Origin of the sequence: Thauera aminoaromatica (assembly GCF_000021765.1) — a bacterium.
Lineage (GTDB): Bacteria > Pseudomonadota > Gammaproteobacteria > Burkholderiales > Rhodocyclaceae > Thauera > Thauera aminoaromatica.
In genome coordinates, this window is sequence record NC_011662.2 from 876,000 (window position 1) to 891,533 (window position 15,534).

The window sequence follows — 15,534 nt, forward strand, 5'->3', positions numbered from 1 at the left end:
GATTGTCATGTTCTGTGATGCGGTAGGAATTTCTTCGTCCCCAAAATGGAGAACCCCGGCGCCCTTGCGGGGGCCGGGGTTCGCTCGCTGCGGAGGGCGGGCGGCGATCAGCCGATCATGCCCGCGCCTACGGTGTTGTTGGTGCTCTCGTCGATGATGATGAAGGCGCCGGTAGCGCGGTTCTCCGTGTAGCGGTCGGCGATGATCGGCTGGGCGAGCTTGAGCGTGACGCGGGCGATGTCGTTCATCGCCAGCCCGGTGGTGGCCTCCTGTTCCAGGGTATTCACGTCCAGGCGGTAGTCGATCTTCGCGAGCTTGGCCTTCACCTCGCGCGTGGTGTGGCGTACCAGGTAGGTGCGTGCAGGCGACAGCGGGGTCTCGGACAGCCAGCACACCGTGGCTTCGATCTGCTTGACCGGCTCCCGCGCCTCGGCGGATTTCACGATCAGGTCGCCGCGCGAGATGTCGATCTCGTCTTCGAGCAGCAGGGTCACCGACTGCTCGTGGATGGCGCGCGGCAGCGCGACGCCGCCGAGCTCGATCTTCCTGACCCGGCTGCTGGCGCCCGAGGGCAGTACGGTGACCGCGTCGCCCACCGCGACCTCGCCCGATTCGACCCGGCCCATGAAGCCGCGATAGTCGTGCAGTTCGGGGTTGGCGGACTCTTGCGGTCGGCACACGAACTGCACCGGGAAGCGGAAGTCCTCGGCCTGTTCGGTGTGGGCTGCGGGGGCGTTCTCGAGGATGTCGAGCAGGGTCGGGCCGTCGTACCAGGACAGGCGCTCGCCGCGGTCGACGATCATGTCGCCCTCCAGCGCCGAGATCGGGATGAAGCGCACGTCCCGGATGCCGAGCTTGGCGGCGAATTCGAGGTATTCCCCCTTGATGCGCTCGAACACCGCCTGGTCGTAGTCGACCAGGTCCATCTTGTTGACCGCGACCACCAGATGGGGAATGCCGACCAGGCTGGCGAGGTAGGAGTGGCGGCGGGTCTGGGTCAGCACGCCCTTGCGCGCGTCGATGAGGATGATCGCCAGGTTGGCGGTGGACGCGGCGGTCACCATGTTGCGGGTGTACTGCTCGTGGCCGGGGGCGTCGGCGATGATGTACTTGCGCCGCCCGGTGGAGAAGTAGCGGTAGGCGACGTCGATGGTGATGCCCTGCTCGCGCTCGGCCTGCAGGCCATCGGTCAGCAGCGACAGGTCGACCGCGCTCATGCCGCGCTTGGCCGAGGTCTTCTCGATGGCGTTGAGGGTGTCGGCGAGGATGGTCTTGGTGTCGAACAGCAGGCGGCCGATCAGGGTGCTCTTGCCGTCGTCGACGCTGCCGCAGGTGAGAAAGCGCAGCAAGCCGTTGTCGATTTCGGGGAGGTGCTCGAGGGCGGACATGGTCATGATTCCGTGCAAAGGTCAGGCGTGAGGTGCGAAGAGTGGGGGGTGGGGGCTGCGACGAGCGCGGATGCGCTCAGAAGTAGCCTTCCTTCTTGCGTTGCTCCATCGACGCCTCCGAGGTCTGGTCGTCCATCCGCGTCGCACCGCGCTCGGTGATCGTGGTGGTCGCCGTCTCGGCGAGGATCTTCTCCACGGTGTCCGCGTCGGATTCCACCGGCGCCGTGCAGGTGATGTCCCCCACGGTGCGGAAGCGCACCCGCACGTCCTCCACGACGTCGCCATCCTTCGCCGGCGTCAGCTCGGTCACCGGCTGCAGCAGGCCGTTCTTGCGCACCACCGGGCGGGTGTGGGCGAAGTAGATCGATGGCAGTTCCAGCTGCTCGCGCTGGATGTACTGCCACACGTCGAGTTCGGTCCAGTTGCTGATCGGGAAGGCGCGGATGTTCTCGCCCTTGTGGCTACGCGCGTTGTACAGGTTCCACAGCTCGGGACGCTGGTTCTTCGGGTCCCACTGCCCGAACTCGTCGCGGAAGCTCATGATGCGTTCCTTGGCACGCGCCTTCTCCTCGTCGCGGCGGGCGCCGCCGATGCAGGCGTCGAAGCCGAACTCCTCGATCGCCTCGAGCAGCGTCACCGACTGGTGCTTGTTGCGCGACTCGCCCGCGTGCTTCAGCACCACGGTGCCGCGCGCCATCGAGTCTTCCACCGAGCGCACGATCAGGCGCTCGCCCAGTTCGGCGGCGCGCCGGTCGCGGAAGTCGGTGACTTCCTTGTAGTTGTGGCCGGTGTCGATGTGCATCAGCGGGAAGGGGAAGCGGCCCGGGCGAAAGGCCTTCTCGGCCAGGCGCAGCAGGCAGATCGAATCCTTGCCGCCGGAGAACAGCAACACCGGGTTGGCGCACTGGCCGGCGACTTCGCGCAGGATGTGGATGGCTTCGGCCTCGAGCCAGTCGAGGTGGGACAGCGTCTGTTTGGTCAGCGTGGACATGGTGCGGTTACCGTTGCGGATGCTTGATCGGATGGGTTCTGAAGGCGCGCAGCGCTGCCCTGAGTCCGGCGCGCAGCGCGAGCAGGCGCTGCTGCAGGCTGCGGCGGCCGGCACCGATCGCGGGGCTGTGCGTGCCCTGGGCGGGGTGCTTGCCGTTCATGGCTCAGCTCGCCTTGACGTGGAGACCGCACTCCTTGGTCTCCGGGTTTTCCCACCACCAGCGTCCGGCGCGCACGTCCTCGCCGACCGCGATCGCGCGGGTGCAGGGGGCGCAGCCGATGCTGGGGTAGAACTGGTCGTGCAGGGCGTTGTAGGGCACCTCGGCGAGGCGGATGTAGGCCCACACCTCGGTCTCGCTCCAGTCCGACAGCGGGTTGAGCTTCTCCAGCCCGTTGGCGGTGTCGGTCTCGCGTACCGGCAGGCCGGAGCGGGTGACCGACTGGGCTGCGCGCAGGCCGGTGATCCAGGCCTTGCGGCCGGTGAGCGCGCGACGCAGCGGCTCCATCTTGCGCACGCCGCAGCAGGCCTTGCGCAGCTCGACCGTGTCGTAGAAGGCGTTGATGCCGTGGCTGCGCACATAGGTTTCGACCGCGCCCGCGTCGGGGAAGTAGATCTCGAGCTTCGTGCCGTAGCGGCGCTCGACTTCGCCGATCAGGCTGTAGGTCTCGGCGGGGAGCCGCCCGGTGTCGAGCGAGAAGATGGTGATCGGCAGGCCGTTCGACAGGATGAGGTCGGTCAGCACCATGTCCTCGGCGCCGAAGCTGTTGGCGAAGGCGAGCTCGCCGTGCGCGCCGAACTCGGCGACGGCCTCGCGCAGCAGTGCGAGCGTGGCTGCGGACTTGGCACCCACGGTGGCGCGCAGTGCGTCGGTGAGCTGCGGGCGGGTGGCGGCGTTGGTCGGGGCGGGGCGCAGCAGGCTGACGGCGGCGTTCATTGCTGCACCTCGCGGCCGGTGCCGCGTTCGACGCGGCGGAACAGCGGCAGCGGGTCCTTCACCGAGCGCTGGTAGGGCTGGGTGAAGTCGTCGATGCTGGCCACCGCCGCCTCGAGCTGTTCGTCGGTGTAGCGCTCGGCTTGCGGCTGCAGGGCATCGAAGCCGCAGCGCGTCATGTAGTTGAACTGGTCGCGCAGGACCTGGCCGATCGCGCGCAGTTCGCCCTGGTAGCCGTAGCGGGTGCGCAGCAAGGTTGCCGCGGAGTAGCTGCGGCCGTCGGTGAACTTGGGGAAGTGCAGGCCGACGATCTGCAGCAGCCCGAGGTCGTCAGCGAGTGCGGCGACGTCCTCGCCCGCGGCCAGCCACACGCCCACCTCGCCGCTGCGCGCACGCGCCAGCAGCTCTTCGCGGCGCGCCTGCCATACGGCGAGCGGCACCAGCACGGGGCCGGCGGGCACCGCGATGTCGGCAGGCACCTCGCCTTCGGCGAGGCTCACGGTCAGGCGGTCGTCGGCGACGACGCGGCCGTTCTTGATGATCTTGTCAGACATGGGCGGCTTTCCTTTGCGGCTGGCGGTCGGCATACACGCGTGCCTTGAAGGGCTCGGTGCCGACGCGTTGTACGGTGTCGATGAAGCGCTCGTCCTCATGGCGCAGTTCGACGTAGGTTTCGAGCAGCTTCTCGATCACGCCCACGATCTCGTCGAGGGCGAAGGACGGACCGATCACCTTGCCGAGCGTGGTGCCGTTGCCCTGTGTGCCGCCGATGCTGACCTGGTACCACTCCTCGTCGTTCTTATCGACGCCGAGGATGCCGATGTGGCCGACGTGGTGGTGGCCGCAGGAGTTCATGCAGCCGGAAATGTTGAGGTCGATCTCGCCGATGTCGTGCTGGTAGTCGAGGTCGTCGAAGCGGCGCTGGATGGCGTCGGCGATCGGGATCGAGCGTGCGTTGGCGAGGCTGCAGAAGTCGCCGCCGGGGCAGCAGATGATGTCGGTCAGCAGGCCGATGTTCGGCGTCGCCAGGCCGGCGGCACGCGCCGCCTGCCACAGTTCGAAGAGGTCGGTGCGGCGCACGTCGGCGAGCGCGACGTTCTGCTCGTGCAGCATGCGCGCCTCGCCGAAGCTGAAGCGGTCGGCGAGATCGGCGATCAGGTCCATCTGCTCGGCGGTGACGTCGCCCGGGGCGGTGCCGGTCTTCTTCAGCGACAGGACCACCGCCGCGTAGCCGGGCTGGCGGTGGGCGCGCACATTGCGCTTGACCCAGGTGGCGAAGGCCTTGTTGCCGGCGAGGAGTTCGTCGAAGGCGGCGTCCTGCGCGGGCAGGGTCTCGTAGGCAGGCGGGGCGAAGTGGGCCGACACGCGCGCCAGCTCCGCCGCGGTGATGGTGTTGGGGCCGTCCTTGCCGTTGGCCCATTCTTCCTCCACCTGGCGGCCGAACTCTTCCGGCCCGAGCGCCTTGACGAGGATCTTGATGCGCGCCTTCCACAGGTTGTCGCGGCGGCCCCAGCGGTTGTAGACGCGCAGGATGGCCTCGCAGTAGCTGATCAGGTGCTGCCAGGGCAGGAAGGGCTTGATCTCCTCGCCCAGGATCGGGGTGCGGCCGAGGCCGCCGCCCACCAGCACGCGGAAGCCGAGCTCGCCGGCCTCGTTACGGACCAGGTCGAGGCCGATGTCGTACACCCGCAGCACCACGCGGTCTTCGGCGGCGCTGTTGAAGGCGATCTTGAACTTGCGCGGCAGGAAGGCGAATTCCGGGTTGTAGGTCGCCCACTGGCGCAGGATCTCGGCGAAGGGGCGCGGATCGGCGACCTCGTCGGCGGCCACGCCGGCGAAGGGGTCGGCGGTGATGTTGCGGATGCAGTTGCCCGAGGTCTGGTTGGCGTGCATCTGCACGCTGGCCAGTTCGGCGAGCATCTCCGGCACGTCTTCCAGCTTCGGCCAGTTGAACTGCACGTTGGTGCGGGTGGTGAAGTGGGCGTAGCCGTGGTCGTAGCTGCGCGCGAGGTGGGCGAGCTTCCTCAGCTGGCGGCTGGCGAGGTGGCCGTAGGGCACCGAGATGCGGAACATCGGCGCGTGGCGCTGGATGTACAGCCCGTTCTGCAGGCGCAGCGGACGGAACTCGTCGGCCGAGAGCTCGCCGGCCAGGTGACGCCGCATCTGGTCGCGGAACTGGGCGACGCGCTGGTCGAGCAGGCGCTGGTCGTGTTCGTCGTATTGGTACATATGGGCTCTCTCTGTCGTATGCGTGGATTCGGGCCGGGGAGGGGCGTCGCGTGCTTGGTCGCTGCGGCTCAGTGCGCCATCAGCTTGGCGCCGACCAGCACCAGCATCGTCGCCAGGATCGGGCGCAGGACGCGGTCGGGTACCTTGGTGGAAATGTGGCTGCCGAGCCAGATGCCGGGCAGCGAGCCGACCAGCAGGCTGCCCAGCAGCAGCCAGTCGACGCTGCCGAGAAACCAGTGGCCGATGCCGGCGACCGCGGTCAGCGGCACGGCGTGGGCGATGTCCGAGCCGACGATGCGTAGCGCCGGCATCGCCGGGTAGAGGAAGAACAGCGCGGTGACGCCGAGCGCGCCGGCGCCCACCGAGGAGATCGATACCAGCACGCCGAGCACGGCGCCGGTGAGCACGGTCAGGCGGGCGGTGCGCGCCGGATCGGCGGGGCGGCCACCCGAGCGCGTCGCGGCATAGGCCTGGATGCGCTTGCGGAAGATCAGCGCCACCGCGGTCAGCACCAAGGCGACGCCGAGCGAGACCTGGATCAGGTGGGCCGCGCCTTCGATGCCGCCGGGCGCGAAGTGTCCGATCAGCGCCAGCGTGATCGCCGCCGCGGGAATGCTGCCGGTGGCGAGCAGGCGGGTGATCTTCCAGTCCACCGTGCCCTTGAGTCCGTGCGCCAGGGTGCCGCCGGCCTTGGTGATCGCGGCGTAGAGCAGGTCGGTGCCGACGGCGACCGAGGGGTGGATGCCGAACATCAGCACCAGCAGCGGCGTCATCAAGGATCCGCCTCCAACGCCGGTCAGACCGACGATGGCACCGACTGCGAACCCGGCGATGGTGTAGGCGAAGTCCATGTAACGCGCTCCTGGATGTTGCGGCGCATCGTAAGGACTTCAGTTAAGCGCAAGAAGCGGTTTGCAGTTAGACTTTAAGAACTGGTTGTTATATCTAGCGCGCCATGAACCTGCAGCAACTGCGTTACGTGCATGAAGTCGCCCGTCGCGGGCTCAATGTCTCCGAGGCGGCCGACGCGCTGTTCACCTCGCAGCCGGGGGTGTCCAAGCAGATCCGCCAGCTCGAGTCCGAGCTCGGCATCGAGATCTTCACTCGCCACGGCAAGCGCCTGGTGGCGGTCACCGAGCCGGGGCGGGCGGTGCTGGCGATCGCCGAGCGCGTGCTGCGCGACCTCGACAACCTGCAGCAGGTGGGTGACGAATTCGCCAACGAGGCCGTGGGCCGCCTGTCGATTGCGACCACCCATACCCAGGCGCGCTACGTGCTGCCCGACGTGATCCGCCGCTTCATGCAGCGCTACCCGCAGGTCAAGCTCGAGCTGCACCAGGGCAATCCGCGCCAGGTTTGCGAGATGGTGCTCGACGGCAGCGCCGACATCGCGATCGCCACCGAGGCCATCGCCGAGTACGACGAGCTGGTGATGCTGCCCTGTTACCAGTGGAACCGCTGCGTGGTCGCCACCCCGCGCCACCCCATCCTGCAGGCCGCGCCGCTCACGCTCGAGGCGATCGCGCGCTATCCGCTGATTACCTACGACGACGCCTTCACCGGCCGCGGCCAGATCAACAAGGCCTTCCTCGGTCGCGGCCTCAAGCCCAAGGTCGTGCTCACCGCGATCGACTCGGACGTGATCAAGAAGTATGTCGAGATGGACCTGGGCATCGGCATCCTAGCGCGCATGGCCTACGACCCCGCGGAGGATCGCAGGCTCGGCATGGTCGATGCGGCCCACCTGTTCGAGTCGAGCACGACACGGATCGGCCTGCGCCGTCGCGCCTGGCTGCGCGCCTATGTGTACGCCTTCATCGAGGGCTTCGCGCCGCATCTGTCGCGGCGCATGGTCGAGACCGCGCTCGCCGGCGGCGGCACCGATCCGGGGCTGTGAGGGGCGCGCCGGGGCGACGCAAGCACTGCCGCGTCAGGCGCGCTCGAACCAGCGCCGCAGGCGTGCGCCGCGCAATCCGGCGCCGAGGCCCGCGATCAGGCGCACGCGCGCCTTGAGCGGGTCGAGCGCGCCGGCGTCGAGCCAGTTGGCGGGGGCGTTGCCATGGTGCCGCCGTACGCCGCCGCCGCAGCGGCTGGCGAGCACCACCGGTACCGCGTTGGGCAGTTCTTCCAGCGCGGGTCGCCAGGCCTCGGGCAGGCTGGCGTTGCCGGGCAGGGCCAGCACCAGGCCTGCGGCGCCATTGAGCAGTTGGGCGCGTGCGAGCGCGCGCGCCACCGCCGAGGCGAGTGCGGGCGAGCTGCCCGCAGCGACGGTGAGCAGCTCCACCGGCGGCAGGTGCTGCAACTCGTCCGGCAGCACGACACGGCTGTAGCGCGAGGGCGCGAGCGCGTGCAGCGCGGCGTCGCTGGCGAGCGTGGTGAGCGCGCCCTCGAACGAGAACGCATCGACCGCCGAGGGGTGGCGCTTGGCGAGGGCCGCGGCTGGCAGGATGCGGTCGCCGACCACCGCGAGCACGCCCGAGCGTGCGGCCGCCGGGCGGCAGGCGAGCTCGACCGCCTGGTAGAGGTTGAGCGGGCCGTCGGCCGATAGCGCGGTGGCCGGGCGCATCGCCGCAGTCATCACCACCGGCTTGGTGGTGGCGACGGTGACGTTGAGGAAACAGGCCGTCTCTTCCAGCGTGTCGGTGCCGTGGGTGATGACGATGCCGTCGACCGCGGGGTCGTCCATCAGCCTCTGCACCCGGCGCGACAGCACCAGCCAGTGCTGTGGCGTCATGTCCTTGCTGTCGACGCTGAAGATCTGCGTGGCGTCGATGCGGGCGAGCTCGGCCAACTGGGGCACGGCGGCGAGCAGCGCCGCGGGGCCGAGCTGGCCGGCGGTGTAATCGCGGGTGTCGGTGGCCGAGCCGGCCGTGCCGGCGATGGTGCCGCCGGTGGCGAGGAGCGCGATGCGCGGCTTGCGCAGGATCTGGAGGGCGTTGTGCTGCGGGATCATGTGGGCGGGATTCGTCAGGGGGCCGTCAGGCGTTGCCGGTGTCGCGCAGCGCGACGATGCGCCGCTCGCGTTCCAGCTCGACCAGGCGTAGCGCGGCATCGGGGGGTATGCCGAGGGTCTCCAGCACCCAGCCGGTGAGCTTGAGGCTGGACTCGAGGGTTTCGGGCACCACCACCGAGGCGCCGGCCTCGCGCAGCAGCAGGGCATGCTTCTCGTCGCGCGCGCGGGCGATGATCCGCATCATCGGCACCATGCGGCGGATGCCGTGCACCGCGTGGATCGCGGCGGCGGTGTGGTCCATGGTCAGCACCACCGCGCGCGCCTGGTCGAGGCGCAGCTTGCGCAGCAGCTCCGGGCGGCTGGCGTCGCCGAACACCAGCGGCACCCCCGCCTTGCGCTGGTGGGCGATGAGCTGGGCATTGTTCTCGATGGCGACGTAGCCCACGCCCTGCTCCTCGAGCATCTGCCCGACCAGCTGGCCGACGCGGCCGTAGCCGGCGATGATCACATGCCCGCCGAGCTCGCCGAGCTCGGCATCGTTCGCCTCGGCCGGCGGCGCGATGCGTCGGTCGATGCCGTCGCCCAGGCTCTGTCCGAGGCGTGCGACCACCGGCGCGGCGAGCATCGACACGCCGACCACGATCAGCATGAACTGGCCCACATCGCGTTCGAGCAGGCCCAGCGTGAGCGCCATGCCGATCACGATGAAGGCGAACTCGCCGCCCTGGCCGAGCAGCAGGCCGCCCTCGGCGGAGCGCCCCCAGGACAGGCCGAAAACGCGCAGCAGCACGAACACGATGAGCGCCTTCATGGCCAGCAGACCGACCACCGAGAGCGGAATCCACAAGGGCTCGGCGAGCAGCGCGCGCAGGTCGATGCCCATGCCCACCGACATGAAGAACAGGCCCATCAGCAGGCCCTTGAAGGGCTCGATGGTGATCTCCACCTCGTGGCGGAACTCGGTCTCGGCAATGATCAGGCCGGCGAGCAGGGCGCCGAGCGCCATCGACAGGCCGGCCACCCAGGTCAGCGCCGCCACGCCCAAGGTGGTCAGCAGGGTGAGCGCGGTGAAGGTGTCGGGTTGCTTGTCGACTGCGATCTGGTGGAAGAGCGGACGGACCACGCGGCGACCGACGAGGTAGATGCCCACCACGGTGAGCACGCCCTTGAGCATCGCGAGGCCGAGCAGGCTCGCGAAGCTGCCCTCGCCCGAGGCGGCACCGAGGATGCTGATCAGCACCAGCAGCGGCACCACCGCGAGGTCCTGGAACAGCAGGATCGCGAACGAGGCCTGGCCGAGCGGCGTGCCGAGTTCGTGGCGCTGGATCAGCAACTGCATGACGATCGCGGTGGACGAGAAGGCCAGCACCACGCCGAGTATGACCGCGGCCTCGATGCCGTTGCCGAACCACAGCGCGAGCCCCCCGACCGCCGCTGCCGAGAGCGCGACCTGCAGGCCGCCGAGCCCGAACACCAGCCGGCGCATCGACCACAGGCGCTCGACCGGCATCTCCAGACCGATCATGAACATCAGGAAGATGACTCCGAGCTCGGCGAGAAACTCCACCTCGTCGGGGCGAGCGAAGGTGAACCACGACAGCGGCGGCCAGGCCTTTGCGAGCGAGGCGAGGCCGTAGGGGCCGAGCAGCACCCCGACCGACAGGAAGCCGAGCACCGGATTGATCTTCAGCCGCGACAGCAGCGGCATCAGCACCCCGCTGAGCGCGAGGAAGAGGATGATTTCCTTGAGGAAGGGAAAGCTTTCGTGGGCTTCCATGCGGGCCTTGTGCGAGGACTATCTGGTCAGTCTACGCCACGCCAACCGCAGGCGCGGCGAAAGACTCGCCTTCCGGGTGCTCGTCGTCGCGGTCGGTCGGCGTACTGCCGGCTTCCTCTTCCTGCTGCTGCAGCAGCCACATCTGCGCATAGGCGCCACCCTGCGCCAGCAGCGGAGCGTGGCGGCCGCGCTCGACGATGCGGCCCTTGTCCAGCACGATGATCTCGTCGGCGTTCATGATCGTCGACAGCCGGTGCGCGATTACCAGCGCGGTACGCCCCTCTGCGGCCAACTCGATCTGCGCCTGGATGGCCTTTTCGGTCCGGGAGTCGAGCGCCGAGGTGGCTTCGTCGAAAATCAGGATCGCCGGATTTTTCAATAGCGCGCGTGCGATCGCCACGCGCTGCTTCTCGCCGCCGGAGAGCTTCAGGCCGCGCTCGCCGACCCGGGTCTCGTAGCCCTCGGGCAGCTGGCGGATGAAGTCCTCCAGCTGTGCGGCGCGCGCAGCGGCCTCGACCTCCTCGCGGCTGGCGCCGGGGCGGCCGTAGTGGATGTTGTAGTACAGCGTGTCGTTGAACAGCACCGTGTCCTGCGGGACGATTCCGATCGCCGCGCGCAGGCTGTCCTGGGTCAGGCTGCGCAGGTCGTGGCCGTTGATGCGCAGCGCCCCGCCTTGCACGTCGTAGAAGCGATACAGCAGGCGGGCGAGCGTGGATTTGCCCGAGCCGGAGTGGCCGACCACCGCCACCGTGCTGCCGGCGGGGATGTCGAAATCGACGTCGAAGAGGATCGGGCGCTTGGCATCGTAGGCGAAGCTGACGCTCTCGAAGCGCACGCTCGCCGGCCCGGCGGGCAGGGTGTGGGCGTCGGGGGCGTCGGCGATCTCGCGGTGCGTGTGCATCAAGCCGAACATGCGCTCGATGTCGGTGAGCGATTGGCGGATCTCGCGGTAGAGCACGCCGAGGAAGTTGAGCGGGATGTAGAGCTGGATCATGAAGGCATTGACCAGCACGATGTCGCCGATCGTCATCTCGCCGCTGGCCACGCGGTCGGCCGCCTGCCACATCATCGCCGTCACGGCGACTGCGATGATCGCCGCCTGGCCGACGTTCAGCGCCGACAGCGAGTACTGGTTGGTGACCTGCGCCTTGGTCCACTTCTGCAATTGCTCGTCGTAGCGCCGGGCCTCGAACTCTTCGTTGTTGAAATACTTCACCGTCTCGTAGTTGATCAGGCTGTCGATCGCGCGCGCGTTGGCGGCGGAATCGAGCTCGTTGGCCTCGCGCCGCAGCGCGGTGCGCCAGTTGGTCACCTTGACGGTGAACACGATGTAGATCGTCAGCGCGCTGAGCGTGATGAGCGCGAACACCGCGTCGTAATTGACCAGCAGGATGCCGATCACCATGCCGATCTCGATCAGCGTGGGCAGGATGGAATACAGCGTGTAGCTGATCAGCGAGCCGATCGAACGCGTGCCGCGCTCGATGTCGCGCGTGAGCCCGCCGGTCTGGCGTTCGAGGTGGAAGCGCAGCGACAGCGCGTGCAGGTGGCGGAACACGCGCAGCGAGATCTCGCGCACCGCCTGCTGGGTCACGCGTGCGAACACCACCTCGCGCAGTTCGGTCAGCAGCGAGGTGGAGAAGCGCAGCGCGCCATAGGCCAGCAGCAGCGCCGCCGGCACCACGATGAAGGCCTGCTCGGGCGTGATCGTGAGGCCGTCGATCAGGTGCTTGAAGACGATCGGCACTGACACGTTGGCGCCCTTGGCCGCGACCAGGCAGGCGAGCGCAAAGAGCACCCGGCCCTTGTAGGCCCAGATGAAGGGGAACAGGCTCTTGAGCGTCTGCCAGTCGTGGCGCTCGCCGGTGGCGGGGGCGGGCAGGGCGGCGGAGGGGGCGCGTCTCATCGGAGGTCTGCCGGTGCGTGGAAGGCGCCCGATTCTGTTGCGCAGCCCTGCTGCGAGTCAAACGGCAGGCTCCAGAATCAGCCCGGCTTGACAGGCGATAAAGAAAACGTATGATTCAAACAAACGTTTGAAACATGCTGATCTCGATGACTTCGACCCCGCCCGCGCCGACCAACGACACCCGCGACCGCATCCTCGATGCAGCCGAGCGCCTTTTCGTGGAGAACGGCTTCGACGGCACTTCGATGCGCATGATCACCGGCGCAGCGAACGCCAACCTCGCCGCGATCAATTACCACTTCGGCGGCAAGGACGCGCTGGTGCAGGAGGTCTTCCGCCGCCGTCTCGCCGCCCTCAACGCGCGCCGCCTCGACGAACTCGACCGCCTGGAGGCCGAGGCCGCGGGAGCCCCGCTCAAGCCCAGCCGCATCGTCGAGGCCTTCTTCGGCACCGCGCTGGAACTCGCCGCCGACACCGAGCACGGCGGGCGCACCTTCATGCGCCTGCTCGCGCGTACCTACAATGAGCCCAACGCCTTCGTGCGCCAGTTCCTCGCAGAGGAGTACGCCGAGGTGATGGATCGCTTCCTTGGCGCGCTCTTCCGCGCCCTGCCCGAGGTGCCGCGCGCAGAGATCCTGTGGCGCTTCCACTTCATGATCGGTGCGATGGCCTTTGCGATCGCCGGACTCGGCGGATTGAGCGAATTGATGGAAGTGGGGCCGCAGGACGAGGATCCCGCCCGGCTGCTGCCGCGCCTGATGAGTTTCCTGCTCGGCGGCCTGCGTGCGCCCCTGCCCGACGGTGGTCTGCAAGGCTGACGACGATTTCGAACGGTACGCCCTCCGGCGCGCCGGCAAGAGGAGATGAAGATGATGACCTGGATTCTGCTGTTTTCCCTCCCTCCCTTGGCAGGTGCGCTCGCCTACGGGCGAGCGCCACTTTTTGCCTGGCTCGGGGCGGGGTTGGCCTGGCTGCTGGCGATGGGGGGCGCCGCCGGCTGGGGTTTCTGGCTGACGCTGTTCGCGATGGCAGTTTTCGCCGGCGTGCTGAGCGTCTTCCTGGTCGATTCGCTGCGTATGAAGTGGCTGACTTCGCGCATCCTCGGCGCCTTCCGCGCCACCCTGCCCACCATGTCGCAGACCGAGAAGGACGCGCTGGAAGCCGGTACGGTGTGGTGGGAAGGCGAGCTCTTCGCCGGCAAGCCGGACTGGAAGAAGCTGCAGGCCTATCCCTGGCCGACGCTGAGCGCCGAGGAGCAAGCCTTCCTCGACAACGAGACCGACGAGCTCTGCCGCCTGACCCATGACTGGGAATGCACCCGGCACGGCGACATGCCCGCCGAAGTCTGGCGGTACATCAAGGCCAAGGGCTTCCTCGGCATGATCATTCCCAAGGAATATGGCGGAAAGGGCTTCTCGGCCTATGCGCACTCCCAGGTGGTGACCAAGCTGTCTACGCGCTCGTCGGCGCCGGCGGTCACCGTCATGGTGCCGAACTCGCTCGGCCCGGCCGAGTTGCTGCTGCACTACGGCACGCCCGAGCAGAAGCAGCACTACCTTCCGCGCCTGGCTACCGGCCAGGAGATTCCGGCCTTCGCGCTCACCAGTCCATGGGCGGGCTCGGACGCCGCCTCCATCCCCGACGCCGGCGTGGTGTGCAAGGGCATGTGGAACGGCGAGGAAGTGCTCGGCATGCGGGTCAATTTCGACAAGCGCTACATCACGCTCGCCCCGGTGTGCACCGTGTTCGGGCTGGCCTTCCATCTTCACGACCCCGAGCGCCTGCTCGGTGGTGACGAAGTGCTCGGCATCACCTGCGCGCTCATCCCGCACGACCATCCCGGCGTCGACATCGGCCGTCGCCACTTCCCCCTCAACGCGGTGTGGATGAACGGCCCGGTGCGGGGCAAGGACGTGTTCGTGCCGCTCGATTTCATCATCGGCGGGCCGAAGATGGCGGGCCAGGGCTGGCGCATGCTGATGGAGTGCCTGGCGGCCGGGCGCAGCATCTCGTTGCCCGGCTCCAACACCGGCATGCAGAAGATGGTGGCGCGCGCCGTCGGCGCTTATGCCCGCGTGCGCTATCAGTTCAAGACCGCGATCGGCCGCTTCGAGGGCGTGGAAGAGGCGCTCACCCGCATCGGCGCCAACACCTACCTGAGCGACGCGGCGCGCGTGATGACCGCCGGCGCGATCGACCTCGGCGAGAAGCCCTCGGTGGTGTCTGCGATCGTCAAGTACCACGTCACCGAGCGCGCCCGCCAGACGGTCAACGACGGCATGGACGTGATCGGCGGCAAGGGCATCTGCCTCGGCCCGCAGAATTTCCTCGGTCGCGCCTACCAGCAGATCCCGGTCGGCATCACCGTGGAAGGCGCCAACATCCTCACCCGCAGCCTGATCCTGTTCGGCCAGGGGGCGATCCGCTGCCATCCCTACGTGCTCGCCGAGATGCACTCGGCGCAGAAGGGCGACCTGAAGGCCTTCGACAAGGCGCTGTGGGGCCACGTCGGCTTTACCGTGTCGAACGCCGCGCGCGCGCTGATCATGGGCCTGACCGGATCGCACTTCGTCAAGGTGCCCGGTGACGTGGCGCCCGAGACGCGGCGCTATTACCAGCAGCTCACCCGCTTCTCGGCCGCCTTCGCCTTCATCGCCGACCTCTCGATGGGCACCATGGGCGGCGCGCTCAAGCGCAAGGAGAAGCTCTCCGCCCGCCTCGGCGACATCCTGTCGCTGATGTACCTTGCCAGCGCCACGCTCAAGCGCTTCGAGTCCGAAGGCCGCCATGGCGCCGACGCGCCGCTGATGCACTGGGCGATCTGGGACTGCATGTTCCGCATCCAGCAGGCCTTCGAGGGGGTGATCGCGAACTTCCCCAACAAACTCTTCGCCTTCGTGCTGCGCCGCGTCGTGGTGTTCCCGCTCGGGCGCCCCTACGTCGTGCCCTCGGACAGGCTCGGCCACAAGGTCGCCGCGCTGCTGCTCGAGCCCTCCCCGACGCGCGACCGCCTGACCTCCGACGTGCATCTGCCCACCGACATCGAGGAGCCGGTCGGCGCGCTCGAAGCCGCGCTCGCCGCCACCATCGCCGCCGAGCCGGTGGAGGCCAAGCTCAAGGACGCGCGTCGCCAAGGGCGTTTCGATCCGAGGAACCTCGCTTCCGGCGATGTGGACGAGATCTGGCGCGTGGCCCTGCACGCGGGCGTGATCGACGAGCGCGAGTTCGCGCTGGTCGAGCGCCGCAATCAACTCCGCAACAAGGTGATCCGCGTAGACGACTTCCCCTACGACCTCGACCTCGGTGCTGCCGTCCGGGCCATGCCCGAGCGCTCGCCGGCGCAACAGGTGAGCGCATGA

Annotated in this window: 13 protein-coding genes; 3 read left to right on the plus strand and 10 right to left on the minus strand. The window is 68.4% G+C overall.

The features are described from left to right. Nucleotides 1–107 precede the first annotated feature (107 nt). The 7 genes from cysN to TMZ1T_RS03895 form a co-directional block, all read right to left on the minus strand. Nucleotides 108–1,388, minus strand: coding sequence for a sulfate adenylyltransferase subunit CysN (gene cysN / locus TMZ1T_RS03870; protein ID WP_004300897.1), 1,281 nt, complete (start codon nt 1,386–1,388; stop codon nt 108–110). Between the two features lie 76 nt (nt 1,389–1,464). After that, entirely contained in the window at nt 1,465–2,379 is a 915-nt protein-coding gene (gene cysD, locus TMZ1T_RS03875; RefSeq protein WP_004300898.1) for a sulfate adenylyltransferase subunit CysD, read from the minus strand. 7 nt (nt 2,380–2,386) lie between these two features. Next, nucleotides 2,387–2,539, minus strand: a complete 153-nt coding sequence (locus tag TMZ1T_RS21280) for a hypothetical protein (RefSeq protein WP_004300900.1) — start codon at nt 2,537–2,539, stop codon at nt 2,387–2,389. Nucleotides 2,540–2,542: 3 nt separating this feature from the next. After that, on the minus strand, nt 2,543–3,313 hold the full coding sequence (locus TMZ1T_RS03880) for a phosphoadenylyl-sulfate reductase (RefSeq protein ID WP_004300901.1): 771 nt from the start codon (nt 3,311–3,313) through the stop codon (nt 2,543–2,545). Continuing rightward, a complete protein-coding gene (locus TMZ1T_RS03885) occupies nt 3,310–3,864 on the minus strand; it encodes a DUF934 domain-containing protein (RefSeq protein WP_004300903.1) in 555 nt (184 codons plus the stop codon). Before TMZ1T_RS03885 ends, TMZ1T_RS03880 begins: the two co-directional genes overlap by 4 nt. Then, nucleotides 3,857–5,539: a nitrite/sulfite reductase gene (locus TMZ1T_RS03890; RefSeq protein WP_012584641.1), complete on the minus strand. Its 1,683-nt coding sequence runs from the start codon at nt 5,537–5,539 to the stop codon at nt 3,857–3,859. Before TMZ1T_RS03890 ends, TMZ1T_RS03885 begins: the two co-directional genes overlap by 8 nt. A 68-nt stretch (nt 5,540–5,607) precedes the next feature. Then, nucleotides 5,608–6,390, minus strand: coding sequence for a sulfite exporter TauE/SafE family protein (locus TMZ1T_RS03895; RefSeq protein ID WP_004300907.1), 783 nt, complete (start codon nt 6,388–6,390; stop codon nt 5,608–5,610). Between the two features lie 104 nt (nt 6,391–6,494). On the opposite strand from TMZ1T_RS03895, the gene cysB reads away from it, so the two are divergent. After that, nucleotides 6,495–7,436 (plus strand): HTH-type transcriptional regulator CysB, encoded by a 942-nt coding sequence (gene cysB, locus TMZ1T_RS03900; protein WP_004300909.1) that lies wholly within the window; start codon nt 6,495–6,497, stop codon nt 7,434–7,436. A gap of 33 nt (nt 7,437–7,469) precedes the next feature. Here the strand turns inward: cysB and TMZ1T_RS03905 are convergent, their stop codons facing one another. Genes TMZ1T_RS03905 through TMZ1T_RS03915 form a run of 3 tightly spaced genes read right to left on the minus strand, consistent with a single transcriptional unit; the run spans nt 7,470 to nt 12,175 of the window. Beyond that, complete coding sequence (locus TMZ1T_RS03905; protein WP_004300911.1) at nt 7,470–8,492, minus strand: asparaginase; 1,023 nt, start codon at nt 8,490–8,492, stop codon at nt 7,470–7,472. Nucleotides 8,493–8,517: 25 nt separating this feature from the next. Continuing rightward, nucleotides 8,518–10,269 carry a cation:proton antiporter domain-containing protein gene (locus TMZ1T_RS03910; RefSeq protein ID WP_012584642.1) on the minus strand — a complete coding sequence of 584 codons (1,752 nt, stop codon included), beginning with the start codon at nt 10,267–10,269 and terminating at the stop codon, nt 8,518–8,520. 31 nt (nt 10,270–10,300) lie between these two features. Continuing rightward, a complete protein-coding gene (locus TMZ1T_RS03915) occupies nt 10,301–12,175 on the minus strand; it encodes an ABCB family ABC transporter ATP-binding protein/permease (protein ID WP_012584643.1) in 1,875 nt (624 codons plus the stop codon). A 134-nt stretch (nt 12,176–12,309) separates the two neighbouring features. Here TMZ1T_RS03915 and TMZ1T_RS03920 point away from each other — a divergent pair, with 134 nt between their 5' ends. Further along, complete coding sequence (locus TMZ1T_RS03920; RefSeq protein ID WP_012584644.1) at nt 12,310–12,993, plus strand: TetR/AcrR family transcriptional regulator; 684 nt, start codon at nt 12,310–12,312, stop codon at nt 12,991–12,993. Nucleotides 12,994–13,047: 54 nt separating this feature from the next. Beyond that, nucleotides 13,048–15,534: an acyl-CoA dehydrogenase gene (locus tag TMZ1T_RS03925; RefSeq protein WP_041589779.1), complete on the plus strand. Its 2,487-nt coding sequence runs from the start codon at nt 13,048–13,050 to the stop codon at nt 15,532–15,534.